The organism is Variovorax sp. V116, assembly GCF_041154435.1.
Taxonomy (GTDB): Bacteria; Pseudomonadota; Gammaproteobacteria; order Burkholderiales; family Burkholderiaceae_C; genus Variovorax; species Variovorax paradoxus.
This window is the reverse complement of the sequence record NZ_AP028662.1, coordinates 1,147,253-1,171,862: the sequence shown is the minus strand read 5'-3', so window position 1 is coordinate 1,171,862 and position 24,610 is coordinate 1,147,253. Positions and strand designations below refer to the sequence as shown.

Sequence of the window (24,610 nt, the reverse complement as noted above, 5' to 3'; positions counted from 1 at the left end):
CATGGAAACCATCCTCACCCAACGCAGAGCATTCCTGCAAACCAGCGGTGCCCTGGTCATCAGCTTCACGCTGCCGGCCGCCGGCCGCGCGGCCGGCGCGCCGGCTGTCGCCAATGGGGCTGCCTCGATCCCGATGGGCGCCTTCCTGCGCATTGGCGCGGACAACCGTGTCACCGTGGTCTGCGGCCAGTCCGAGATGGGTCAGGGAGTCTTCACGGCCATACCCATGATGGTGGCCGAGGAGCTCGACGCCGACTGGCCGTTGGTGTCAGTGGAAAATGGCGTCGACAAGACGCTGACCAATCCGATTTTCAAGTTCCAGGGGACGGGCGGTTCGAGCAGCGTGCGCGGCTTCTGGATGCCCCTGCGCACCGCTGGCGCCGCCGCGCGGCAGATGCTGGTGTCGGCCGCTGCGGCGCAGTGGCAAATCGATGCGTCGCAACTGCGCACCAACAAGAGCTTCGTGCTCGGCCCGGGGGGCAGGAGTGCGTCGTACGGCTCGCTCGCCGAGGCTGCTGCCAAGCTGCCGGTGCCCGAGAAGCCCACACTGAAAAACCCCTCTGACTTCAGGATTCTGGGCAAGTCGCTCAGTCGCCTAGACACGGCGGCCAAGACCAACGGCACAGCACGCTATGGCATTGACGTGCAACTGCCCGGGATGCTGGTCGCGGTAATGGCCCGGACGCCGCTCGCGGGCGCTAAGCCCAAGGCGGTGAACGAGGCCAAGGCACTGGCCATCAAGGGCGTCAAGCAGGTCGTCACGCTGCCGACCGGTGTGGCGGTGCTAGCCACCGGCTACTGGGCCGCGAAGAAGGGCCGCGACGCGATGGCTATTGATTGGGACCTGGGCGGCGACGGTAGCTTGAACAGTGCCGCGGTGACGCAGATGCTGGACGAAGGCGCGCGCCAGGCCGACGCCGTGGCGCGCAAGCTGGGCAGCGTCGAAGCGGTCCCCGGCACCAAGATCGAGGCACGCTACGAAGTGCCGTACCTGGCCCATGCCTGCATGGAACCAATGAACTGCACGGTCTGGGTCCGGGGCGACGAGGCCGAAGTCTGGATCGGCACGCAAGGCCCAGGTCCGCAGCAGGGCGTTCTGGCCGGCGTGCTCAAAACCACGCCGGAAAAGATCAAGATCAACATGCAGTTGCTGGGCGGCGGTTTCGGGCGGCGCTTTTCGTTCGATGCCTCTACCGATGCGGCGCTGTTGTCCAAGGCCGCTGGCGTGCCGGTGAAGCTGGTGTTCACACGTGAAGACGACATGGCGGCGCAATTTTACCGGCCGGCATCCGTGGCACAGATGGAGGGCGTGGTCAGCGGCAGTAGCCTGGCGTCCCTCAAGGTCGGCGTGAGCTCGCCCTCGATCGGTGTGAGTTCTGGAACGAAGGTGGGGCCAGGCGAAGTAGACAGGTTGGCGATGGAGGGCTTGGCCGACCACCCCTACGATATTCCCAACCAGTTGCTGGCCTGGGGTCGCAAGGAGCCTGGTCCGAAGGTCTGGTTTTGGCGCTCCGTGGGGCACTCGCAGAACGGCTTTTTCACCGAAAGCTTTATTGACGAGCTCGCCTACGCGGCCAAGCAGGACCCGTACGAGTTCCGCCGCTCCATGCTGGGCAAGTCGTTGCGCCACAAGGGCGTTCTGGAACTGGCCGCCGAGAAGGCCGGCTGGGGCGCGCCCTTGCCGAAGGGCCGCGCTCGCGGCATTGCGGTCGTTTCCTCGTACGGCAGTTACGCGGCCGAAGTGGCCGAGGTGTCGCTCAACAGCGATGGCTCGCCGCGCGTGCATCGGGTCGTCTGCGCCGTCGACTGCGGCCAGGTGGTGAACCCGGAGATCGTGCATCGCCAGGCAGAGGGCGCCATTGTCTACGGGTTGACGGCCGCGCTGTACGGGAGGATCACCTACAAGGATGGTCGCGTCGAGCAAACCAATTTCCACCAGTATCCGATGCTTCGCATGCATGAAATGCCCAAGGTGGAAGTGCACATCGTTCCCAGCACCGAGGCGCCCGGCGGCATGGGCGAGCCCGGTACGCCGCCGATCTCGCCGGCCGTGACGAATGCGCTGTTTGCGCTGACCGGCAAACGTGTGCGCTCTCTGCCGATTGACCCGGCTCAATTCAAGGCGTGACGAATGAGAACACCAAGGGGGCGCCCCGGCGTCCCTTCGCATGCACTGGAAAATTTTTCGGAGACTTCATGAAAAGCAAAATCAAAACCTCGGCCTTGCTGGGGGCCGCTGGCGGCGGCGCCAATGGTGAGCCTGGGCGCATGCGCATGGCGGCCTATCGATTCGCCACGGTGGCGGGGATTCTGGCGCTGTCCACCGGCTTGGCAAATGCCCAGACGGCCGACGACCTCAAGGCGGATGGCCGGACCGGCGAAAGCGTGTTGACTTACGGCATGGGTTATGGCCAGCAGCGCTATTCGAAGCTGGACCAGATCAACAAGCGCAACGTCAAGAAGCTCGTTCCCACATGGTCACTTTCGCTGGAAAACGATTTCGGCGAGCAGGCCCAGCCTTTGATCCACGACGGCGTGATGTACGTGAGCAACGCCAAGTGGACAGTGGCGATCGATGCGGTCACCGGCAAGCAGCTCTGGCGCACGGCCGTGGACTTTGATCCCGACACTCCCCGCGTGGTGTGCTGCGGTGTCTCAAACAAGGGGGTGGCGCTCTACAACGGCCTGGTGCTGCGTGGCACGCTAGATGCCTACATGGTGGCGCTCGATCAGAAGACGGGCAAGGAAGTTTGGAAAACCAAGGTCATCGACTGGAAGGAGGGTTACTCCATCACCAGCGCTCCGATCGTGGCCAACGGAGTGCTGATCACCGGCGTGGCGGGCGGCGAATTCGGGATCCGGGGTTTTCTCGCGGGTTACGACCCGGCAACGGGCAAGGAACTGTGGCGCGGCTACATGGTGCCCGCGCCGGGCGAGAAGGGTTCGGAAACCTGGCCGGTGCCCGACCAATACCAGCGCGGCGGCGGCAGTACCTGGATCACCGGCTCCTATGACGCTGAGCTGGACCTCCTCTACTGGGGTACCGGCAACGCCGGGCCCTGGAATGGAACCATCCGCAAAGGCGACGCCCTGTACACCGCCTCCATGGTCGCGGTGCGGCCCAAGACCGGCGAGATGGTGTGGCACTACCAGTTCACGCCGGATGACGTGTTCGACTATGACGGCGTGTCGGAGCCTATCCTCGCCGACATCAAGCTGCAGGGGACGCCGCGCAAGGTCCTGATGCAACTCAACCGCAATGGCTTCGCCTACGTGCTGGACCGTGCCAACGGCAAGCTGCTTGCCGCCAATCCCTTTGAAAGGATCAACTGGGCCAGCCATGTGGACATGGCCACGGGGCGTCCGGTCGAAACCGACATTCCCAGGCGCATGCGTGCGGGCGAGACGCTGGACCTCTGGCCCAGCAGTGCCGGCGGGAAGAATTGGCAGCACGCCGCGTTCAATCCGGAAACAGGATTGCTCTACACCAACACGATTCACATGGCTTCGAGCTGGAAGTCGGTGCCTATGCCCCCGCACAAGCTGGGCGTGCGCTACATGGGGGTGCAGGACATCAAGCTCAACTACGTGCCAGAGGCCCGTGGCTTCATCAAGGCCATCGATCCGCTGACGGGCAAGTCGAAGTGGGAAGTCCCGCTGACCGACCACGCGAATTGGGCGTCCATGATCGCCACCAGGAGCGGCCTGCTCTTCACGGGACGGCAAACGGGGGAGTTCCAGGCGTTCGATGCCGACACGGGCAAGCAGTTGTGGCAGTTCCAGACCGGCTCCGGCATCAACAGCAACCCCGTCACCTGGGCGCAGGACGGCAAGCAGTACGTGACCGTGTTGACCGGACTGGGCGGGATAGGGCGCAGGTTCATGGGCGAGCACGGCAAGAACGTTCCGCTCGGCGGCTCGGTGTGGACCTTCGCCCTGCCTGACTGACGTCCGCGCATCATGAGATATCGTTTCTTACTGACATATTGCGCGTTGCTGGTACTTGCGACGCCACCCATCGCCCGTGCACAGGCCGGCGCGGCAAACTTTGCCAAGGAGGAAGTAGCCACTGGCGCCAAGTTGTACGCGCAGCACTGTTCTGTGTGCCATGGCGCCAGGATGGCCGAGCCGGGTGGAGGCTTCTTCGACCTGCGTACCTTTCCGAAAGCGCAGCGCTCGCGTTTCGTCACTTCGGTGAGCAACGGCAAGAACAGCATGCCGCCGTGGCGAAGCCTGCTGACGCCCGAGCAGATCGGGATGCTGTGGGCGTATGTGGCCACGGGGGACAGCTCTCCATGAGGCGCCGTTCGTTGATCGCCGCCGGCGGCCTGCTGATGGCTCGATGGGGTAGCGTCTCAGCCGGCGCCGGCGAATTGACCGTGTTGAGCCTGACCTCGATGCAGCCTGTCGTGGACGATCTTGTGCGAGCCTTCGAGAACGCCACGGGTCAGACCGTGGCGGTGAAATACACGCAAGCCTCCCAGCTCAAAGCCAGGCTGCATGGCCCTGATCATCCCGATCTGGTGGTGGCGCCGGCCGAACTGATCGACTTGCTGGATCACGAAGGTGCCATGCAAAGCGGAACTCGTCAGCCGGTTGGCCGGGTGGGCGTGGGCGTGGCGGTTCGTCGCGGCGATTCTGGAGTCCGCGATTTCTCCAGTGCTGCTCGCCTTCGCCAGGCGCTCATGGATGCGAAATCACTGGTCTATGCCGATCCGAAGGATAGTGCGGAAGGCCTGCGCGCCAGGGCCGTCATCGACCGCCTCGGCCTGGCAGCCGAGTTGCGAGCGAAAACGCAGTTGGGCAGTGGATCGAATCCCATCGCGGCTGTTGGATTCGGCGATGCCGAACTGGGTTTGCATGCCATCGACCGTATTCTTGGGACGCCTGGCCTGCTGCTCGCCGCGCCGGTACCGGCTGAGCTGCAGGAGTGGACGCGTTACGACGCCGCAATGGTCGTTGAGGCGGCCAACGCGGCCGACGCTCGCCGGTTGATGCAGTTCCTGGCCAGCGACGCCTCGAAGTTGCGCTTGTCGGTGCGTGGCATCGAGCCGGCGCTCTGATCGCCGGGCGCATGGAAGGTCGAATGCTGCAGCGGGTATTGGCCATTTGCGGGGCAGAAACGGCCGGGCCTGGAAACTGCCATTGTCCCGGAAGCCATTGCTGCCCGGTTGCGAGGCCGAGGCGTACCTGCGGTCCAGCAAGTTGTTCACCTGCACGAAGACCTTGCTGTACAGCGAGAAGCGAAGCCACTCGACCGCGTAGGTGAAGGGGTTGCCGCGCGCCAGCTGATACACCCATTCGGCACCAGATTCCTGCAGCTTCCACAGCGGGTAGAGCGCGGACGAGATGAAGTACATCGGGAAGATGACGAAGTTCATCGTGCCGGCGAAATTCTCCAGCTGCTTGATGTGGACCAACAGCAGCAGTCCCAGCGCGCCCAGCATCAGGGCACCGCAGATGAGGGTGCCCAGCACGTGGACGCCGGCCCACGAGCACACCGGGATGTCGGTGCCGAGCGCCAGCGCCACGGCCACGAACGCAAGCGCCTGCAGCACCGACAGCAGCGCGGTCGCGCACAGCTTGCACATGAGCAGCCAGGCGGGCGGCAGCGGAGCCGTGAGCAGCAGCCGCATCGATCCCATTTCGCGGTCGTAGCGTCGCCAGCGAGGACTGCATGCCGTTGAACAGCAGCACCATGCCGATCAGGCCGGGCACGATGTAAACATCGTACGAAGTGTAGGTGTCATAGGGCTCGACGATCGCAATCCCAAAGACATTGCGAAAGCCGGCCGCGAACACCATCAGCCACAGCAGCGGAAGCACCAGCGCCGAGATCAGCCGGCCAGTCTGTTGCATGAACTTCAGCAGCTCGCAGGTGACGATCGCGCCCAGCGCGTGCAGGACCGGGCCGCGGCGGCAGATCGCCGTCTCGGCTTCATCCTCCGGGACCGACGCCTGTCTGTGCGCTGGCGCCAGCGGTTCGGGCATGCGCCTGTGTGGCGATTTGCTCATCGCGCCACGTTGCACTCCACCGGCACCTGCTCGATGATCCCCTGCCCATCGGTCAGGAGCATTGGCTGGCGCAATTGCCCATCCCAGGCGCGAAAACTCAGCGAGACGCCTTTGGAACCACTTGGCGAGCACCTGAGCCCAGGCTGCGGGTGGCCCCATCGGCGCGGCCACCGCGATCGCCGCGAGTGCGTTGCCGGCGATCCACGCCGCCCTGGCCGGCGTCAATTATCTTGACCGCCGTGTTGCCTCACGAGGGAATGTCACCCGGCGGCTGGTTGTCGTTTGATCTTCCTTTTCAATTCTTTAGTTGAAGGCTGTGGGCATGTGGGCGAAGGCTGCGACCGTGGGCGCATCGTCCACCTGTCCATGGCCTGCCGGGCGCGAAGCGCCACCCGGCCCCCCTCGGCATCGCGCAAGTTGGTCGACTGCGTTCAGACTTCGGCCGGCACTGCGTCAGCCTTGTGCAAACCGCCCAGGACCAATTCGGTGACGCGCGCGCTGCGCCAGGCCTTCACCCGGCGCTGCAGGGTCCGCGACCAGACGAACCATCAAGGCCTTGGGCTGCTTGCGATGCGTCGGACCTACCTCGCCTTCCATCCAGGCCGACGACAAGCCTTGAAGGAAAGTTGCAACATCGGCTGCACTTCTCGACTTCACTTCAGTCGGCACGCCGTGGGCCGCGATCTCGCTCAACGCCTGCTGTGCGCTGCGGATTTCCTGCAGCAGTCGCACCGGGGTCGAGTCGTTTGAATTGCGCCGTCAGCTTCTCCTTGATCGCCGGCACGACACCCCTGTGAGCAACAATCCTTTCACATGGGGTCGCCGGCGCGAAGTAGACCTTGTGCACGTGAGCGCCGTCGCGCGTCTTGGACTTCAGCTTGAATGACGGTTGGAAGAAGTTGATGTACAACCGCGACGACTCGTACAGCCGTGCCAGGGCCTTCGTAGCTTCGCGACCGCTCAGGCGGCCATAGCCGACTAGGCGCCGCACGACGACACCGTTCTTCTGCTCCACCCAGGCCTGCTCGTTCTTCTTGTAGGGCCGTGATCGCGTCTTCTCAAGCCCGCGCCCTTGCAATAGTCGAACACGGCCTGGCTCATAAAGGTGCTGTCATTGTCCGAGTCGATGCCGAGCATCTCGAACGGCAGATCGGCCGTCACCTTTTCGAAGGTTTCGATCACCAGCATCTGGTCGCGCATCCTCATCGCCACGCACTCCGTCCAACCGCAGGCGATGTCGGTCAGCGTCAGGGTTTGAACGCAGTCACCGTCCGTCTTCGGGCCGCCGCAGTGTTCGACCATGTCGATCTCGAAGAAGACTGGCGCCGGGTCGCGCCAGTCTGCAAACGTGCGTACCGGAATGCTGCGCCTGATGGCCACGCCTACGCCAGTGCGGCGCCTGCGCTTCCCGTCGATTTGCGAAGGGCGATGGGATCGTGAGTTTGTCTGACGCCATGTGAGATTTCATTGATCGAACAACTAAGCGCCAGCAAAAAGCGACTCGGGGGTACTAGTTTTCGGGTTTACCCGTCTTTGACATCGATAACGACGTTATCTATATTTGGTCTGCGTGCAGATTAGTGATGCGGCCCCAAGCAGGAAACAGTCTTGAAGTTCTCTCAAGTGCAGCTTTGGATAGCTCGAGGTGTGTTGCGCCAGGTAGTGGTCGATGCCGGGCTGTTGTGGCCAGTGCACCTGCCGGAGAGCGATGCACAACAGTCTTGCAGATGCTGGCATGCCAAGTGGGCGAGTCGACATCCGAATGTGATGCTGCCAAGGGCGTAGCCGAATTCAATCCCTGTTAAGGAGATAAGCATGAACTTGATCCGAAGAAACGTATGTCTTGGAGGTGCGGGCGCCTTGCTCGGCTTGCCGACAATGGCAGCAGCGTTCCCGAGCCGGCAAGTAACCCTGATCGTGCCGTCTCCTCCAGGTGGCGGATTGGATCCGGTTGCGCGAGCTCTGGCCCAAGAACTGGGCTCCATCTGGAAGCAAGCGGTGGTCGTCGAGAACCGCACCGGTGCATCAGGTTTGATTGGAACGACGGCGATTCTCAACGCCCCGCCGGATGGCCATACCCTGCTTCTGGTGAACGAGTCGATCGTGGTTGGCAATCGTTTCGCTTTCAAGAAGCTGCCCTACGATCCCGACCGCAGCTTCACGCTGCTGACTCGCTTGGTGGAGTCCGAGTATTACTTGGTTGCTCACGCAAGTGTGCCTGCCACGAACCTTGCCGAACTCGTCAAGCTTCCTGAGTCGGTGAAGAAGTCATTCTCATACGCTAGTTGGGGGCAGGGCAGCACACCCAACCTTCTTTTCGAAACGATGAACCAGCTCGCAGGGACGCAGTTTGTCGGTGTCCCGTACCGTGGCGTTGCGCCGGCCATGCTTGCGATGATTTCCAACGAGGCGCAACTTGGAATCGCCACTTTGGGCTCCGGCAGGGAGCACTTCAAGATGGGGACTCTCAAACCTTTGGCAATCATGGCGCGCAAGCGGTCGAGTGAGTATCCCACTGTGCCGACGACGCTCGAGCTTGGCTACCCGGATCTGATGGCTTCGCTGTGGTTCGGCATGGTAGGACCGGCAGGGATGCCAAGCGCCCTAGCGGCCTCGATCGTGGCGGACATCCGTATGGTCCTCGACAACCCCGACGTCGTTAGAAGGTATTCGATTCTGCAGAACTACACGATCACGCAGGGCGGAACTGCAGACTTCGCGGAACGGATTAAGAGGGATACAACCATCTTCGGAAATTTGGCGAGGATCTCTAAGCTGGAGCCCCAATAGTCAAAGGGCAACAAGCATGTATGAGTTCAACGAGCAGACCAAGGCTGTGGTTGATTTGGTCCACCGGCTAGTAGCGCAACATCAAATGCCGCTGGAGCGGCGGATGCTGCGCGGGGAAACGCTGACCCTGAAGGACTACGAACCAGGGATGCTGGCGGCCAAAGCGGTTGGGCTCTGGGCATTGCGGGCACCGCCGCAATTCGATGGGGCGCAACTATGCTTGGTCGATCGCCTGGCTGTCATCGAAGAAAACTCACGCTGCCTCACTCCGCTGCGTTTCGGCGGACACACTTTCCAATCGCTGTTTGCGCTGACCGGGGTGCAGAAGGAGCGCTATCTCGATCCCATCCTGGCCGGGCATAAGCATTGGAGCTTCGCTCAGACTGAACCTGGCGGCGGCGCCGACCCGGCGCGCGCCGTGGCCACGACAGCACGTCGCGATGACCAGGGCTGGATTCTCAACGGTTCGAAGATCTGGATCACGGCCTTCGACGAGGCCGACGTTGTGTTTGTCGTGGCTCGAACCGACAAAAGCGCCGGAATCAAAGGCATGTCGATGTTCGCGGTGGAGAAAGAAAATCCCGGGCTTATCGCACGTGAGGTCCCAATGCTTGGTGGAATGAAGACCCATCAGCTCACATTCGACGATTGCCTGGTCGACGATTCATCGCTCTTAGGCGCCGAGGGACACGGCCTCGAAGGAGCTCAGATCGGATTGACGTCCGCCCGTTTTGAGGTGGCTGCTAGCGCGCTCGGCGTGGCGCAGAGGGCCTACGAAATGATGGTCTCCTACGCCAAGGACCGCGTCGCGTTTGGCGGGCCCCTAGCGGACAAGCAAGCGGTGCAGACCATGGTGGTGGATTCGTGGATCGAGCTCCAGCAAAACCGGTTGATGCTGTATCGCTGCGCGGAAAGATCTGACGGTGACCGTGAGATGCGCATTGAGGCGGGTCTCGTGAAGATGCAATGTACCGAGATGGTAGGCCGCATCCTGGATCGCGCTATTCAGGTGCATGGGGCGGCCGGGTGTACATACGAATCTCCTCTGGCGTGGTGGTACGACCGCCAGCGTATGGCGCGAATCTACGAGGGCCCGACCGAGGTTCACAAGTACCGGGTCCTAGCCCGTCACCTGCTGTCATGACCAAACCACTGAAGGGCGTGACGGTCATCGAGATGGCAGGGCTCGGTCCCGGGCCGTGTGCGGGGACTCTGCTCGCCGATGCCGGAGCATCGGTGATCCGCGTCGAGGGCCGGCGGACACCCGCACTGAGCAGCCCGGTGGAAGAGTCCAAGGACCCTTATTCACGCGGCAGAAGAATCGTCACGCTCGACTTGAAGCAGGCCCAGGGCGTTGAAGCGATGCTTCGATTGGTTGAGCGCGCGGACGCGCTCATCGAGGGCTATCGCCCGGGGGTCATGGAGCGACTGGGACTAGGGCCGGACGCATGTCTCGCGCGCCGTCCGAGCTTGGTGTATGGCCGCGTTACGGGATGGGGCCAGTCCGGACCTTTGGCACATTCCGCGGGGCACGATATCAACTACATCGCCATTGCAGGCGCACTGCATGCAATTGGAACGGCAGGATCGCCCGTGGTGCCCCTGAACTTGGTCGGTGACCTAGGCGGCGGTGGCGCCATTCTGGCGTTCGCGATTGCCAGTGGCCTATTGCAGGCGGCTAGGACCGGATGCGGAGAGGTGATTGACGTGGCCATGACCGACTGCGCTGCGTTTCTTATGGCTCCGTTCTATGCGCGTCTCGCGGCGGGGACGTGGCTTGACGAGCGTAGCGCGAATATTGCCGATGGCGGTGCGCCGCACTACAGCGTGTACCGATGCAATGACGGCCGCTTCATTGCAATGGGGCCGCTTGAGCCGAAGTTTTGGGATGCATTCGTGAAGCGGATGGGTCTGGAGAGTGATTGCGCGATAACGCAACGCAACGACCCTGCAACGTGGCCGGCGCTGCGACGGCGCCTGCAGGAAATATTCGTTACGCGCACGCGGGATGAATGGGTAGGGCACTTCGATGGGGTCGATGCCTGTGTGTCACCCGTGCTCTGCATGCAAGAAGCGTTGACTCATCCGCACAACGTTGCGCGTGGAACCTTTGTCGATGCAAACGAAATACGAGTTCCGTGTGCGGTGCCTCGGTTTGGCGCCTCAGCATCGTCGCTTCCACCGGCACCGGTCCACTCGACCGGCGAAGTTCTGTCGGAGTTCGGGTTCTCGCGTGACGAAGTTGCCGAGATGCTGCGTCTCGGCGTGGCCGAATGAAATCCACCAACCAATAGGTTCATCAAGCATGGAAAATCTCAACCAAAGCATTCTCAATCTTGAAGGCAAGGTGGCCGTCGTCACCGGCGCCGGGCAAGGAGTTGGGGAGGCCATCAGTCACTTGTTCGCGGCGCACGGCGCCAAAGTCGTGGTCAATGACTTCTTTCTCGACCGGGCCAAGCGCGTTGCGAATGAGATCCTCGCCAGGGGCGGAAGCGCAATCCCCGTTCAGGCTGACGTGACCGATGCAACGAGCGTCGCGGAGATGATGCGGCAAGCATCGACACATTACGGTTCCATCGACATTCTGGTGAACAACGCAGGAAATTTCGGCGCGAATCCCAGCGAAGAGGTGACGCAACCCTTTTGGGAACACGGCAGGGACGTGTGGGGCGGCGTCGTCGACGTCAACCTGTTCGGTGTGATCAACTGCGTTTCGGCGTGCATCCCAAGCATGATCGAGAAGCGAGGCGGCCGGATAATCACGATCATTTCAGACGCCGCCCGAGTAGGGCAGGCAGGCCTGGAAATCTACTCTGCGGCGAAGGCAGGGTCGGCTGGCTTCATGCGAGCCATCGCTCACACGCTGGGCCGCTACCAGGTGACCGCCAACACCGTCTCGATCTCCGCAACCTCAACGCCCGCGCTGGAGGAGCGCTTCGCCAAGGACCCGGACCGGAAGAAGAAGGTCTTGGAGCGCTACATCATTCGGCGACTCGGCCAGCCGACGGACGTTGCAAACATGGTGCTGTTCCTCGCATCGGACGCCAGTTCCTGGATCACCGGCCAGACCTACCCGGTCAATGGCGGCTACACCCTATCGGTATGAACATGGACAACCAAGCTCAAGTCAGCATACAGCGCCAGGGCGCTACCCTGGTCATTTCCATCGACCGCCCGCACGTGAAGAACGCCATGGGCACGCAGGCTTCCGAAGAGATGTGCGCCGCACTGGACCTACTCGACAACGATCCGGATCTGGTGGTCGGCATTATCACCGGCACCGGCGGAAACTTTTGCACGGGTGCGGACCTGAAAGCGGCCGCTCGCGGAGAGCGCGCCATGACCGCAGGCCGCGGAGGCTTCGGCATTGTCCAGAAGCCCCCGCGCAAGCCGGTGATCGCTGCGGTGGAGGGCTATGCCATCGGAGGTGGCTTCGAGATCTGTCTGGCCTGCGATCTTGTTGTCGCGGCTCGCGATGCCAAGTTCGGCCTGCCTGAAGTGCGCAGCGGCGTCATGGCGATCGGTGGCGCCCTGTTACGCCTACCCAAGCGGGTACCGCGCGCCTTCGCCATGGAGGTCATCCTGGGTGGACAGTTCTACGACGCCGTCGACTTTCAGCGGCATGGGCTCGTGAACCGGATCACAGAGCCCGGTTTGGCCTTGCAGGAGGCGCAGCAATGGGCGTTGGCTCTTCAGGAAAACGCCCCGATCGCCCTGCTCTGCAGCAAGGAGGTTGTCGATCGAAGCGCGCATCTCTCCGATGATGAAGCCTGGAAAGCCCAGGAACCCATCGCCAGACGGGTGCTGGAGTCGCGCGACAGAGCGGAAGGTTTCGCGGCGTTTGCCGAAAAGCGCAAACCGCGGTGGACGGGACAGTAGAAACAGCGCCGGAGCTCATATGTTGACCTTTTTGAAACCAACGTTGTACGGAATATTCGAGGACGAGCCGGCGCGAGGCGCGTATCTCAAAGGCGGTCGTTGCCAGTGTGGCTACGTCTTCTTTCCTTGGCAGACGCTGGGATGCGAGCGCTGCGGCGACACGACATCACTGCAGCCCACCCAACTTGCTGGAGCAGGGGTCGTGCTCGCCAGCGTAATCGTGCACTTGCACGCAACGAACGATCGTCCGACCCCATTTGTGGTCGCGGCGGTGCGGCTGCACGATGGCCCGCTCGTGCGCACGCTTCTAGCGGAACGATCTGGCGGCGTGCCACGGATTCTTCCTCCCGGTCATCCAGTGGTCGCAGAACTCGTCGAGGTTCCCCAGCCGGGAAACCCTTCGTCGAGTGTGCTGGATCTGCGCTTTGTTGCTTCTAGCGAACAGTAAGGATATCCGTGAAGCTGCCTCTCTTGAGCTTTCGCCCGGTATATGTCATTGGTATTGGCTTTCATCGGTACCAAGCGCTGAGCGCCACCCCCTACGTGAACCTGGGGCTGACCGCCGCGCGCGAAGCGCTCGCGGACTCCGGCCTGCCCTGGGAGAGCGTCGACTCGGCGTTCGTCGCCACCGCGCTGCTTCCGATGGCGTCGGGCCGGCCTATGCTGCGTCATCTCGGCGCGACGGGCATTCCCATTGTTCACATCGAGAACGCCTCGGCATCGGGTTCTGCCGCGTTCCGCGCTGCGGTGCTGGACGTTGCCAGCGGCGTGAGTGACGTGTCGATGGTCATCGGCGTCGATAAGCCGGATCCTGTACGGCAGTCCGCGCGGGCAGAAGCCATCAACGGGCTGGACAATCTGGCCAACGATGCCATCGTTCCCTTCACCAGCTTCGCCCTGCGGGCTGAGGCGTACGCGCGGTCGTCTCGCTGCCAGGTGGCCGACATCGCGCTCGTAGCCGTTAAGAACCTAAGGAATGCCGCGAAAAATCCGTACGCACAGCGGCAGAAGGAGCAGACGCTGGAAGAGGTGCTGGCCGGCAAGCCGGTTGCTGGCATCTTCACGAAGCTGCAATGCACACCGGTTGGGGAGGGCGGCGCTGCCGTCATTGTTGCTTCGGAGGAAGCCTTAAAGAGGATCTCCGGTCCGGTTCGCCCCGTTCAAGTCCTGAGCTCGGCGGCTTCAAGCCAGTGCGCCAGTGGCGATCCGGCCCGTCACGATGTCGAGTTGACGCAGGCCACCGTCAAAAAAGCACTGGATCAGGCGAGCGTCAGCGTGCGCGAGCTCGATGTTCTGGAGTTTCATGATGCTTTCACCATCGAGGAAATTGAATACCTCGAAGCCATCGGCTATTGCGGCGCGGGACACGCGATTCCGATGCTCAAGGAGGGCGCTTTCGACATTGGGGGAGGCGCCGCCGTCAGCCCGTCTGGCGGCCTAATCGGCATGGGGCATCCAATCGGACCCACGGGGATCGGCCAAATCGGCGAGATCGTGCGGCAGTTGCGGCATGAAGCCGGGGAGCGCCAGCAGCCGCAAGCTCGGCTTGCCATGGCGCACATGGTCGGGTTGGGCGCCGTCTGTTACGCGCACGTGCTGCGCAGGCCTTGAGGTGGACGGCACCATGGCGCTAGACCCCACGTCGTTTCAAGTACTGCTGACCTCTGTGCAGCGGTTTGTGATGGAGCGCCTGCTCCCCAACGAGAACCATGTCGAGGAGTTCGATGAGGTGCCCTCTCAACTGATCTCGGAGATGAAGGAGTTGGGGCTCTTTGGCCTGTCCATACCTGAAGAGTATGGTGGCAGCGGGCTCTCCATGGCGCAGGAGTGTTGCGTAATCCGAGAGTTTGGCCGAACCGCTGCAGCGTTCCGATCCGTATTCTCGACGAACGTCGGCATTGGTTCCCAGGGAATCCTGATGGATGGGACGCAGGACCAGAAGGCAGAGTTTCTTCCGCGTGTCGCCAGCGGCGACCTCGTGATGTCATTCGCGCTCACGGAACCGGACGCCGGTTCCGACCCGAGCTCCCTACGCACGCGCGCGGACCATGACGGGACCCACTATGTAATCAACGGCCGTAAACGATTCATCTCGAACGCCCCGCGAGCGGGTGCGTTCACTCTGATGGCGCGTACCGGAGAGATGGGAGCAAACGGAATCTCCGCCTTCGTGGTGCCTGCCGGCCTGCCGGGAATCAGCCTCGGGAAGATCGACAAGAAGATGGGTCAGAAGGGCTCGCAGACCTGCGACGTGGTTTTCGACAATGTGCGGATCCCTGTGGCCAACATCATTGGCGGAATTCCCGGGAAAGGTTTTCGAACGGCTATGAAAGTGCTGGACCGCGGCCGCCTACACATAGCGGCGGTGGCTTGTGGAATGGCCAGCAGAGTGTTGAACGAGTCACGACGATATGCGGCGCAGCGCAAGCAATTCGGCCAGCGGATAGGTGACTTTCAACTGGTCCAAGCCATGCTTGCCGACAGCCAGGCCGAACTGTATGCGGGCTGGTCGATGGTGCAAGACTGCGCCACGCGATACGACGGCCGAGATCCGAGTGTGCGCAACGCGGAGATCACCATGCTCGCGTCCTGCTGCAAGATGTTCTGCACAGAGATGGCGGGCAGGATCGCAGACCGCGGCGTGCAGGTTCACGGAGGCGCGGGTTATATGAACGAGTCCGTGGTGGAGCGATTCTTCAGGGACACAAGATTGTTGCGGTTGTACGAAGGCACCACGCAGATCCAGCAACTGATCATTGGGCGATATCTAGCCTCGGAAGTTGATCCGCTGGCCGGATGAACCAAAGCCACATAAATGGAAACTTTAATGAACGAGCCACTGAACCGACCTGCTCCTGAGACGCCGGAATATTGGGCCCTGCGGCAACCTGACGCAGCGGCCGTGCTGGAGTCCGACAGGCAGTTGTCCTATGCGCAACTCAATCTCTTGGCCAATCGTCTGGCGACGGCTTTGAGGACTGATGGTGTTCGACCTGGAGACATTGTTGCCGTCCGCAGTCACATCCGGCTTGAATGGGCGGTAGTCTGCCTGGCGCTGGGCAAGCTGGAATGTCAATTGCTGGCTCTCAATTGGCGCTTAACTCCTGACGAAGTGGGGCGAATCATGGGCGAAAGTCAGGCCGTTGGCCTGATCTGTGACGATCCCGAACTTACCCAGCTCGGTGCACAAATCGATCCTGGGGGACTGAAGTGTGCCATCTCGATAGACTGTACCGCGGCGGGATTCGCGTCGTACGCCGACATTGTTTCGGAATCCCAACCGGCCTCGGACTTTTTTTCGCGCAAGCCACCTTCGCTTATTCTTTTCACGTCGGGCACTACGGGGGAGCCGAAAGGTATCGCCCTGCGACCCGATGACAGCGAGGTAACCAGGGAGTACCTTGCAGACGTACGGTCGACCCGATCCCTGGCCCCCGGCGACGTGTGCCTCGTGACTGTTCCACTCCACCACGCAGCGGGTGCGACGCAGGTTTCCGATGCGCTCAAATCGGGTGCGAAGTTGATCCTCCTGCGGCGCTTCGAACCTCAAGAAGTCCTTCGTCTGATCCAGGACCAGCGAGTCACGCAGTGGTTTGGCGTGCCCACAATGTACAGGCGGGTTGCTGCCCTCGGCGCGGAGGTGAAGCAGTACGACCTGAGCTCCCTCAAGCAATTGGGCGTCGGCGCGGCTCCTGTCGATGGGGCCTTGAAGCAATGGATCATGGACAACCTGGGTGTGTGCCTGCGAGAAGGTTACGGTTCATCGGAGGTTGGACTGGCAACCTCTCTGCCGCCAGAGTTCCAACACGTAAAGATGAACTCCTGCGGGCGCGCATTTCGCCACGTCAGCATCTCCATTCGAGACGGCGGGGGGCAAGTGCTGCCCGCGGGTGAGCATGGAGAGATCTGGATCAAGACACCGGTCGGCATCACGTCATATCTTCATGGGCCTACGCTCGGTCCCGATCAACTCGATTCGCACGGCTATTTTTTTACGGGGGATATCGGCTACCTCGACGACGATGGATTTCTCTACATTTGTGATCGTGCGAAGGATCTGATCATTTCAGGCGGGGTAAACATCTATCCGGCGGAAATCGAGGCCGTCCTGAAGACGCATTCCGCGATTGCCGATTGCGCAGTCATCGGTGTTCCCGACGAAGAATTCGGGGAATCGGTGGCCGCGTTCTGCGAGCTTCGGTCCGGCGTGTTATTCACGCCGGCTGTCCTCCTCGAGTGGTGTTCTGGACGACTCGCCAGTTACAAGCGACCGAAGCACATATTCGTTGTCGAAGAGCTCCCGCGAAACGCTGTGGGCAAGGTTCTCAAGAGAGAACTGCGGGCTAGCCATTGGCGCGATAGGGAACGAGCCATTTAGTTGGCGTCATTCATATCGAGGTAAGGAATCATGTCTCCATCATCGAGGTCGGCCCCATCGTGGCCCTGGTCTCACTTGAAGATCCCCCTCATTGCGGCCCCGATGCTTCGGGTTAGCGGGCCGGAGCTCGTTATGGCCGCCTGCACCAGCGGCGTCATCGGGGCTTTCCCTACAGCGAATGCACGCACCACGGATGAGCTAGATCAATGGCTGCTCGCGGCGCGCGAGTCGCTACGTCATCAAGAGGATACAGGTCAGCTTGAGGGAGTGATCTGTCCCAATCTCATTATTCGGCATCCTCGATTGCGTGACGATCTGGCCTGCGTGCTGCGGCACGGTGCTCGCATGGTGATAACGAGTGTGGGCTCGCCGGCGCAGGTGATCTCGCCTCTTCACGGCATCGGGTGTGTGGTCCTGGCCGACGTTGCGTCCATTGCGCACGCGGAGAAGGCCTTGCGCGCGGGAGCAGATGGTTTGGTGCTTCTTTCTGCCGGTGCGGGGGGACAGACCGGCTCGGCCAACGGGATGGCTTTCGTGCGAGCTGTCCGTGATTTCTTTGATGGCCCTATCGTCATCGCGGGGGGAATATCCGACGGCTGGGCGCTCTGGGCTGCGCGCGTGCTTGGCTGCGACCTAGGCTACATGGGCACGAGGTTCATCGCCACCGAAGAAAGCCGGGCCTCTGAGCCGTACAAGCGAATGCTCGTCGATAGCACTCTGGATGACGTGGTCTTGACACGGGCTTTCACAGGCCTGGACGCCAACATGCTTCGTCCTTCGATCGAAGCTGCTGGCCTGGATCTCACACAACTGGAAGAGCAAGTGACATTGGAAGCTGCCAAGGCGCAGTTCGGCGGCGGCCAAAGCAACGGTGCACCCAAGCGCTGGACGGACATCTGGAGTGCGGGCCACAGCGTTTCCGGAGTTGCGCGACTGCAATCAGTGGCGGCTCTGGTGGAAGACATCGCGGAGGAATTCCGCCTGGCCCGGGAACATTGCTTCACTGAGTTGCTTGCTGAGCGAAGCAACTGACGTGAGATTGTCTGGTGCGACGTGAGCTTTTATCCGTTGAGCCTCGGGCGGCTCCTGCGGACAATCCACCGTCCATGATGACCCAAGAATTCCAGACGCCAACCCTCTCCGACCGCTTGGTCGACAAGACGCTGCTTCGGCAGCTCAATCTGATCGACGGCAGTTGGCGCAGCGCCGCCTCCGGCGAGCTGCACCCGGTCGTCAATCCTGCCAATGGCATCCAGCTGGCGCGCGTGGCCGCCTCGGGCGCACAGGATGCCGTGGCTGCCGTCGAATCGGCGCAGAAGGCGCTGCCGGCCTGGTCAGCCCTCACGGCCAAGGAGCGGGCCGCGATCCTGCGCCGCTGGTACGACCTGATCTTGGCGCATCGCGAAGATCTCGGGCTCATCCTGGCCAGCGAGCAGGGCAAGCCTCTGGCTGAGGCCATTGGTGAGGTGGTCTACGGCGCGGGATTCGTCGAGTGGTTTGCGGAAGAGGCCAAGCGGGTGTACGGCGATGTCATCCCGCCGCACGTTCGTGACCGCCGCCTCGTTGTCGTGAAGCAGGCGGTCGGCGTCGCGGCGATGGTCACGCCCTGGAACTTTCCCAGTGCCATGATCACCCGCAAGGCGGGGCCGGCCCTGGCGGCGGGGTGCACGGTGGTGCTCAAGCCTGCGGAGGACACGCCGTTGTCGGCGCTGGCGTTGGGTGAACTGGCGCTGCGCGCGGGGGTACCGGCGGGTGTGTTCAACATCGTGACAACGGCAAAGCCGGCACCGGTAGGCGAGGTCTTCACTACGCACCCGGCGGTGCGCAAATTGTCCTTCACCGGTTCGACACGCGTGGGCAAGCTGCTCATGTCGCAATGCGCAGGTACAGTCAAAAAGGTGTCACTCGAACTGGGCGGCAATGCGGCCTTCATCGTGTTCGACGACGCCGATCTGGACGCCGCACTGGCGGGCCTGATGGCGGTGAAATTCCGCAACACGGGGCAGACCTGCGTCAGCGCCAACCGCATCTTCGTGCAAGCCGGCGTGTTCGACCGCTTCTGCAATATGCTGAGCGAGGCGGTCGCCGGCATGAAGACCGGCGATCCACTCGCGCCGGGCATCCAGCAAGGCCCACTGATCAACCAAGCCGCCCTCGAGAAGGTGCAAGTGCTGGTGGGCGATGCGTTGGCTCGCGGTGCCAAGGTGGAAACCGGCGGCACCGTGCATCAACTCGGTGGGCTCTTCTTTCGCCCGACAGTGCTCTCCGGCATCACCGGTGATATGCGCATGTGCCACGAAGAAATCTTCGGGCCCGTGGCACCCTTGCAGCGTTTCGAGCATGAGGCCGAGGTGATCGCCCAGGCCAATGACACGCCTTACGGCCTGGCGGGCTACTTCTACAGCCGGGACGTCGGCCGCGCATGGCGGGTTGCCGAGGCCCTGGAGGTCGGCATGGTGGGCGTGAACGAGGGCGGCATATCCACCGAACTTGCTCCATTCGGCGGCGTGAAGGAATCCGGCATCGGGCGCGAAGGCTCGAAGTACGGGATCGAAGAGTACGTCGAGACGAAGTACATCTGCTTCGGCGGCATCGCTTGAGGCCCGATCGTAGGGGCTATTCTCTCCAGACTTGATGCGCACGAGCTGATCACACTTGCTCGTGGAGACGGAGTGTCGACATCGGTCGGCATTGGATCCGCTCATGCCAATCCGAGGATGTCGAAATGATCCCCGCGTCGGCATCGCGCGGCCTTGCAGTGGCGCATCCGAAGGGCAGCTGGAGTCACCCCACGGACGGGGGGCGCTGTCTGCCGTTCAAACAATCTCTGGATTCGGCGAGATGGACGTCCGCCGGTCTTGACGAGTCGATCTCCGGCGGCCCTATTCCGTTCGGTTATGCGGCTCCTCAAGCCTTTCTATTGGACTGCGAAAGAGCCCTGAGCCACGATTCCCTTGTACGCCATCCGGCGTTCAACCTGAGAGGAATCAAATGTCAGAATGGTCGCTTCGCGACAGGGCCTGTGTCGTCGGCGTAGGAACGACGGCCTATGGATCCTTCCCCGAATCGGATGCCTATGGGCTGGGCGCGGACGCGCTCCAGCGTGCCGTTGAAGACGCCGGCCTGAAGCCGGAACAGATCGACGGGCTGATCGTCAGCCGCATCCCATCGTTCGAACGCTTCGCCGAAGTCGCAGGGCTCAATCCGCGCTTCACCATGCAGACGCCTGTGCATGGCCGCTTCGCCTCGATCTCGCTCGAGCTGGCGGCCAACGCGCTTGCCTGCGGCGAGGCCAACTACGTCGCCCTGGTGTATGGCAACAACGGGCGCTCGCAGCGGATGAACTATGGCGGTGGCGACGCCACCTGGTCTCCCTGGGGGATGACCTCGCCGGGCGCGCTGCACGCGATGATGTGGCGCCATCACATGAACCGGTACGGCTCACGTTCCGAAGACCTGGCCCACGTGGCGGTGGCGTTCCGCAAGCACGCCATACTGAACCCGGACGCCGTGATGCGGGAGCCCCTGACCGTGGAGCAGCACCAGGCGGGGCGCTTCATTGCGGATCCGCTGCGGCTGAATGACTATTGCCTGATCAACGACGGTGGCGTGGCCTGGATCATGACCACGCCCGAGCGGGCCCGCGATCTGCGGTGCAAGCCGGTGTTCGTGAGCGGCTATGCCCGCCGCGACACCTACGACAACAGCTCCACCTTCCACCCGGACCTGTGGCATCCGGCCCTGCAGGAGGTTTCCCGGGAGGTGCATGCGCGTTCGGGTATCTCGCGCGACGACCTGAGCGGCTTGATGATCTACGACAACTTCACGCCCACCGTGCTGTTCGCGCTCGAGGGCATGGGCTTCTGCGAGCGCGGCGAGGGCGGCGCATTCGTGCGTGACGGCATGCTCGAACTCGGGCGCGGCCGCTGGCCCACCAACACCAGCGGCGGCCACCTGTCGGAGTCGTACATGCAGGGCTGGGCATTGATCGCCGAGGCCGTACGTCAGCTGCGCGGCAGCGCGGGCGAGCGGCAGATCCCGGACTGCAAGGCCCTCCAGTACATCTGCGCGACCAACTGCGCCACTTCCATCATCTTCAGGAACTGAGTCCATGACCGAAACATCGACTCCCTACCGCAAGCCGCTCCCCGTCGTCGACGTCTGGAGCAGGCCCTTCTGGAATGCCTGCCGCGAGCATCGCCTGCTGATGCAGCGCGACAAGGCGACCGGCGAGTTCTGGTTTCCGCCTTCGCCGGTCGCGCCGCGCACGCTCTCCAAGGAATGGGAATGGGCGGAGCTCTCCGGCCTTGGCACCGTCACGTCGTGGGTGGTCTTCCATCAAAAATACTATGCCGGCTTCGCTGACGAGCTGCCGTACAACGTGGCAATGGTCCAGCTGGACGAAGGCCCGTTCATCTTCACCAACCTGGTCGGCATTGCGAACGACGAGATCCGCATCGGCCAACGTGTTCGCGTGACGTTCCGCCACGCCAACGAGCAGGTTTCGATCCCGGTGTTCGCGCCGGTGGGGGAGGACGCTCGATGAGCACGCCGCAAGAACCAGTTCTGCTGGAAGATTGTGGCGACTACGGACTGATCCGGCTGAACCGCCCGGCCCAGCGCAACGCCATGAACAGCGCGGCCCGCAAAGGACTGCTTCAGTGCCTCGAACGGGCTCGCAGCGCACACAAAGTCTTGGTCATCACGGGGCAGGACGGCAGCTTTTGCAGCGGCGTGGACCTGAAGGAGGTCGCATCTGCCACCCAGCGCGAACGGGAGCTGGCTCCGCGCGAGTGGGTGGAGGTGTTGCTGGCGATCCGGCGTCATCCAGCCGTCTTCATCGCGGCCGTCGGAGGCTATGCACTGGGCGGCGGCGTGTCGTTGATCAACGTGTGCGACCTCGCGATTGCCGCACACGAAGCGCAGATCGGCATGCCCGAGCTCGGCTTTGGCATGTATCCCGCAATGGCAGGGCCTTCTACGCAGATGATGCTGCCATCGAAGCGCGCGGCCTGGATGGTGTTGACGGCTGATCGCATCGATGGCCGCACGGCCGCCCAGTGGGGACTGGTGAACGAGAGTGTGCCGTTGCCCGAACTGGAGGGCGCCGCGGACGCTCTGGCGAAACGTATTGCCCGGCACGACGCCATTGCGCTGTCCGAGAGCAAGCGTGCGCTCGAGATGATCCCGAAGCGAATCACCGAACTGGAACCGGCATTCGACTACGCGATGGCCCTCAACGTCGGGATTCGGACGCGCACGACGGCCCAGACCGAAGGCATCGCAGCGTTCAAGGACAAAGCATGACGAAGCCGCTCCAAGGCCGTGTTGTGCTCGAGGCCGTTTCGCCGCGCAGCAGTTGGGGCGTGCGGCTCGCTGCGGCTTTCGCGGGGCGAATCGCTGCCGACCTCGGCGCGCAGGTTGTCTGCCTGCAACCTGCCGGCGAGGCCGCGCTGCCGGATACGAACGCTGCGATCGAAGAGGCCTCGGCCCTCCACTCGTTCCTTTCTGCAGGCAAGAACGTTGTGACAGGCGTCGGGGACGACGCGGCCTTGACACTGGCGCGAGAAATCGCAGGCGGTGCGAATGCCTTGCTCGGGGACGATTGGCTGCGCAATGCCGCGGCCGAAGCGCTAGGCCAGAAGCTGGCTGCCGGTGTCCCGCGCGCTATCGTCCAGGTGGACATGCTGCCTCGCCAACATGCACACGAACCGCCGGCCAGCGAGTTCACCGTCGAAGCCGAGAGTGGCTTGCTGGATCTGGTCGGCGATGCATGTCGCGAGCCCGTGCGCCTTGCCGGCCACCAGGTCGCTTACTCCGCCGGGCTGGCGGCGTATACCGGCATGGTGGCGGCGTTCTGTCGCCGCGGGCCGCAGCCGCCAGTCGTTCGGGTGAGCCTGCTGGAAACGGCACTTTGGCTGAACTGGAAGAACCTGGCAACGGTTTCCATTGGCGAGACGCCTGCCAGGCGGTCCGGCCAGGCGATGAGCTGGCCGGTGGTGCGGTGTGCGGACGGCTGGGTGGCGGTGGTCTACCAACCCCACGAGTGGGAGACGCTGCGCGACACGTTGGGTGATCCGCGCCTGCGAGATCCCCGGTTCGGCACCCCCGCGGGCCGTGCTTCGCACGCGTCCGAACTTGCGGCGCTGTTCGAAGGTTCGCTGGCCAGATTGACGCGGGGCGAGGTGAACGCGCTCGCCGCGCGACACCGGCTGCCTCTGGGCGTCGTGCAAAGCGTCGGTGAGCTGGCGGACGATCCGCACTACCGCGCGCGGAGCTTCGTGCGCTCCGTGGCGTCGGATGCAGGCAGCGTGTCCCTGCCGCGCCTTCCGGTTCTCTGGAGTGGTGAGCTGTTCGCGCCGGGGCGAATTCCGGCGCGAGGCATGCAGGAAGAGGAGACTTTGGCATGACCGGTCCTCTCGCAGGCTGCAGGGTCCTGGACCTGGGCATCATCACCGCTGGCGCGGCGACCTCGGCCATGCTCGCCGACCTCGGGGCCGATGTGATCAAGGTGGAATCGCCGGGCTACCACGATCCGTTCCGCCGCTGGAGCGGGCCGGGCGGCGCCGACGATTCGCCATTCTTCCGGTTCACCAACCGCAACAAGCAGGGAATCGGTATCGACATTAAACGGCCTGAGGGCAGGGCGGTGTTCATGCGTCTGGTCGCCCGTTCCGACGTGGTGGTGGAGAACTTCCGGCGCGGCGTGCTGGCCAAGCTAGGCATCGATTACCCGCAACTGCGCGGAGTGCGGCCTTCCATCATCCTGGCCTCACTGTCCAGCCATGGCGAGTTCGGCCCGGACGCCGACCGCGTATCGTTCGGCACGACGCTCGAAGCGATGTCGGGTCTTGCGGCGGAGACAGGGTACGCGGGCGGAACGCCGACGGTGAGCGGCCGCGACCTGAACTATCCCGACCAGGTCGTTGCGATCTTCGCGGCGGGCATGGTGGTCACGGCCTGGCATGCAGCCCAGGGCCGCCAGGGAGTGCACCTGGACCTGTCCCAGCGCGAGCTGACGAGCTTTCTGCTTGGTGAGCGGTTCGTGCAGGGCGCTTCGGGCCAGCCCCGGGGCAATACGGATCCGCTCTATGCGCTCCAGGATTGCTATGCGTCTCGGGACAAAGCGTGGATTGCCGTCACCGTGGAGCAGCGGCAGCTTCCGTTGCTGGCCGGACTGGTGGCCGATTCAGCGGTTGGGCGGGTCCACGAGCGCTTGGCGCGGTGGATGGCCACTCGCACGGCCGAAGAGGCCGTCGAAGCACTGGCCGCGCTGGGCATTGCCGCTGCGACCGCGCGGGACGGGAACGAAGCCGCCCAGGGGCGGGGCATCTCCTGGTGGGAAGCCGTCGGGACCCTGCCTGATGGCTCTCTCGCCAAGGGCTTCCCGTTTCAGTTCGAGGATGAGCCGATGCAGTTGACGCGACCCGCGCCCTCGATCGGGCAGGATACTGCGCAGGTCTTGCAGGATCTCGGCGGCTACACGCCGCAGGAGATCTCGGCCCTGCGCAAGGATGGCGTGATCGAATGCGCGGACGCCTGATTCCG

Annotated in this window: 22 protein-coding genes and 1 pseudogene; 20 read left to right on the top strand and 3 right to left on the bottom strand. The window is 63.0% G+C overall.

The annotated features are described in order from the left end of the window. Nucleotide 1: 1 nt before the first annotated feature. The 4 genes from ACAM58_RS31565 to ACAM58_RS31550 all read left to right on the top strand — a co-directional run bounded on the left by ACAM58_RS31565 (nucleotide 2) and on the right by ACAM58_RS31550 (nucleotide 5,063). Complete coding sequence (locus tag ACAM58_RS31565; RefSeq protein ID WP_369664692.1) at nucleotides 2–2,128, top strand: molybdopterin cofactor-binding domain-containing protein; 2,127 nt, start codon at nucleotides 2–4, stop codon at nucleotides 2,126–2,128. Between the two features lie 68 nt (nucleotides 2,129–2,196). Further along, nucleotides 2,197–3,948: a PQQ-dependent dehydrogenase, methanol/ethanol family gene (locus tag ACAM58_RS31560; RefSeq protein WP_307596889.1), complete on the top strand. Its 1,752-nt coding sequence runs from the start codon at nucleotides 2,197–2,199 to the stop codon at nucleotides 3,946–3,948. Nucleotides 3,949–3,960: 12 nt separating this feature from the next. Next, the gene (locus tag ACAM58_RS31555) at nucleotides 3,961–4,299 is read left to right on the top strand and encodes a cytochrome c (protein WP_307596888.1); all 339 of its coding nucleotides are present in this window, start codon (nucleotides 3,961–3,963) and stop codon (nucleotides 4,297–4,299) included. Further along, complete coding sequence (locus ACAM58_RS31550; protein ID WP_369664691.1) at nucleotides 4,296–5,063, top strand: molybdate ABC transporter substrate-binding protein; 768 nt, start codon at nucleotides 4,296–4,298, stop codon at nucleotides 5,061–5,063. The genes ACAM58_RS31555 and ACAM58_RS31550 overlap by 4 nt, the downstream gene beginning before the upstream one ends. 168 nt (nucleotides 5,064–5,231) lie before the next feature. Here ACAM58_RS31550 and ACAM58_RS31545 read toward each other — a convergent pair. The 3 genes and pseudogenes from ACAM58_RS31545 to ACAM58_RS31535 form a co-directional block, all read right to left on the bottom strand. Further along, a pseudogene (locus ACAM58_RS31545) lies at nucleotides 5,232–5,859 on the bottom strand (ABC transporter permease); the annotation flags it as partial. A gap of 814 nt (nucleotides 5,860–6,673) precedes the next feature. Then, nucleotides 6,674–7,030, bottom strand: a complete 357-nt coding sequence (locus ACAM58_RS31540; protein WP_307596886.1) for a hypothetical protein — start codon at nucleotides 7,028–7,030, stop codon at nucleotides 6,674–6,676. Continuing rightward, nucleotides 6,994–7,395 carry a hypothetical protein gene (locus ACAM58_RS31535; protein ID WP_307596885.1) on the bottom strand — a complete coding sequence of 134 codons (402 nt, stop codon included), beginning with the start codon at nucleotides 7,393–7,395 and terminating at the stop codon, nucleotides 6,994–6,996. Before ACAM58_RS31535 ends, ACAM58_RS31540 begins: the two co-directional genes overlap by 37 nt. A gap of 435 nt (nucleotides 7,396–7,830) precedes the next feature. Here ACAM58_RS31535 and ACAM58_RS31530 point away from each other — a divergent pair, with 435 nt between their 5' ends. From ACAM58_RS31530 to ACAM58_RS31455, 16 genes are all read left to right on the top strand, one after another. Further along, on the top strand, nucleotides 7,831–8,805 hold the full coding sequence (locus ACAM58_RS31530; protein ID WP_307596884.1) for a tripartite tricarboxylate transporter substrate binding protein: 975 nt from the start codon (nucleotides 7,831–7,833) through the stop codon (nucleotides 8,803–8,805). Nucleotides 8,806–8,821: 16 nt separating this feature from the next. After that, nucleotides 8,822–9,949 carry an acyl-CoA dehydrogenase family protein gene (locus tag ACAM58_RS31525; RefSeq protein ID WP_307596883.1) on the top strand — a complete coding sequence of 376 codons (1,128 nt, stop codon included), beginning with the start codon at nucleotides 8,822–8,824 and terminating at the stop codon, nucleotides 9,947–9,949. After that, nucleotides 9,946–11,082 (top strand): CaiB/BaiF CoA-transferase family protein, encoded by a 1,137-nt coding sequence (locus tag ACAM58_RS31520; RefSeq protein WP_307596882.1) that lies wholly within the window; start codon nucleotides 9,946–9,948, stop codon nucleotides 11,080–11,082. The genes ACAM58_RS31525 and ACAM58_RS31520 overlap by 4 nt, the downstream gene beginning before the upstream one ends. Before the next feature lie 28 nt (nucleotides 11,083–11,110). After that, complete coding sequence (locus tag ACAM58_RS31515; protein WP_369664690.1) at nucleotides 11,111–11,911, top strand: SDR family NAD(P)-dependent oxidoreductase; 801 nt, start codon at nucleotides 11,111–11,113, stop codon at nucleotides 11,909–11,911. Continuing rightward, nucleotides 11,908–12,684 carry a crotonase/enoyl-CoA hydratase family protein gene (locus ACAM58_RS31510; protein ID WP_307596880.1) on the top strand — a complete coding sequence of 259 codons (777 nt, stop codon included), beginning with the start codon at nucleotides 11,908–11,910 and terminating at the stop codon, nucleotides 12,682–12,684. The genes ACAM58_RS31515 and ACAM58_RS31510 overlap by 4 nt, the downstream gene beginning before the upstream one ends. Nucleotides 12,685–12,703: 19 nt before the next feature. Next, nucleotides 12,704–13,132: a Zn-ribbon domain-containing OB-fold protein gene (locus ACAM58_RS31505; RefSeq protein ID WP_369664689.1), complete on the top strand. Its 429-nt coding sequence runs from the start codon at nucleotides 12,704–12,706 to the stop codon at nucleotides 13,130–13,132. 8 nt (nucleotides 13,133–13,140) lie between these two features. Next, nucleotides 13,141–14,295 carry a thiolase family protein gene (locus ACAM58_RS31500; protein ID WP_369664688.1) on the top strand — a complete coding sequence of 385 codons (1,155 nt, stop codon included), beginning with the start codon at nucleotides 13,141–13,143 and terminating at the stop codon, nucleotides 14,293–14,295. 13 nt (nucleotides 14,296–14,308) lie between these two features. Continuing rightward, nucleotides 14,309–15,484: an acyl-CoA dehydrogenase family protein gene (locus tag ACAM58_RS31495; protein WP_307596876.1), complete on the top strand. Its 1,176-nt coding sequence runs from the start codon at nucleotides 14,309–14,311 to the stop codon at nucleotides 15,482–15,484. A 27-nt stretch (nucleotides 15,485–15,511) separates the two neighbouring features. Next, the gene (locus tag ACAM58_RS31490) at nucleotides 15,512–17,062 is read left to right on the top strand and encodes a class I adenylate-forming enzyme family protein (RefSeq protein ID WP_307596875.1); all 1,551 of its coding nucleotides are present in this window, start codon (nucleotides 15,512–15,514) and stop codon (nucleotides 17,060–17,062) included. A 132-nt stretch (nucleotides 17,063–17,194) separates the two neighbouring features. Further along, nucleotides 17,195–18,094: a nitronate monooxygenase family protein gene (locus tag ACAM58_RS31485; protein ID WP_307596874.1), complete on the top strand. Its 900-nt coding sequence runs from the start codon at nucleotides 17,195–17,197 to the stop codon at nucleotides 18,092–18,094. Between the two features lie 77 nt (nucleotides 18,095–18,171). Next, nucleotides 18,172–19,662 (top strand): NAD-dependent succinate-semialdehyde dehydrogenase, encoded by a 1,491-nt coding sequence (locus ACAM58_RS31480; RefSeq protein WP_369665088.1) that lies wholly within the window; start codon nucleotides 18,172–18,174, stop codon nucleotides 19,660–19,662. A 391-nt stretch (nucleotides 19,663–20,053) separates the two neighbouring features. After that, nucleotides 20,054–21,169: a thiolase family protein gene (locus ACAM58_RS31475; RefSeq protein WP_307596872.1), complete on the top strand. Its 1,116-nt coding sequence runs from the start codon at nucleotides 20,054–20,056 to the stop codon at nucleotides 21,167–21,169. Nucleotides 21,170–21,173: 4 nt separating this feature from the next. Beyond that, nucleotides 21,174–21,608, top strand: coding sequence for a Zn-ribbon domain-containing OB-fold protein (locus tag ACAM58_RS31470; RefSeq protein ID WP_369664687.1), 435 nt, complete (start codon nucleotides 21,174–21,176; stop codon nucleotides 21,606–21,608). Beyond that, nucleotides 21,605–22,369 (top strand): enoyl-CoA hydratase/isomerase family protein, encoded by a 765-nt coding sequence (locus ACAM58_RS31465; protein WP_307596870.1) that lies wholly within the window; start codon nucleotides 21,605–21,607, stop codon nucleotides 22,367–22,369. The genes ACAM58_RS31470 and ACAM58_RS31465 overlap by 4 nt, the downstream gene beginning before the upstream one ends. After that, a complete protein-coding gene (locus tag ACAM58_RS31460; RefSeq protein ID WP_307596869.1) occupies nucleotides 22,366–23,472 on the top strand; it encodes a CoA transferase in 1,107 nt (368 codons plus the stop codon). Before ACAM58_RS31465 ends, ACAM58_RS31460 begins: the two co-directional genes overlap by 4 nt. Then, a complete protein-coding gene (locus tag ACAM58_RS31455; RefSeq protein WP_369664686.1) occupies nucleotides 23,469–24,605 on the top strand; it encodes a CaiB/BaiF CoA transferase family protein in 1,137 nt (378 codons plus the stop codon). Before ACAM58_RS31460 ends, ACAM58_RS31455 begins: the two co-directional genes overlap by 4 nt. Nucleotides 24,606–24,610: the final 5 nt, after the last annotated feature.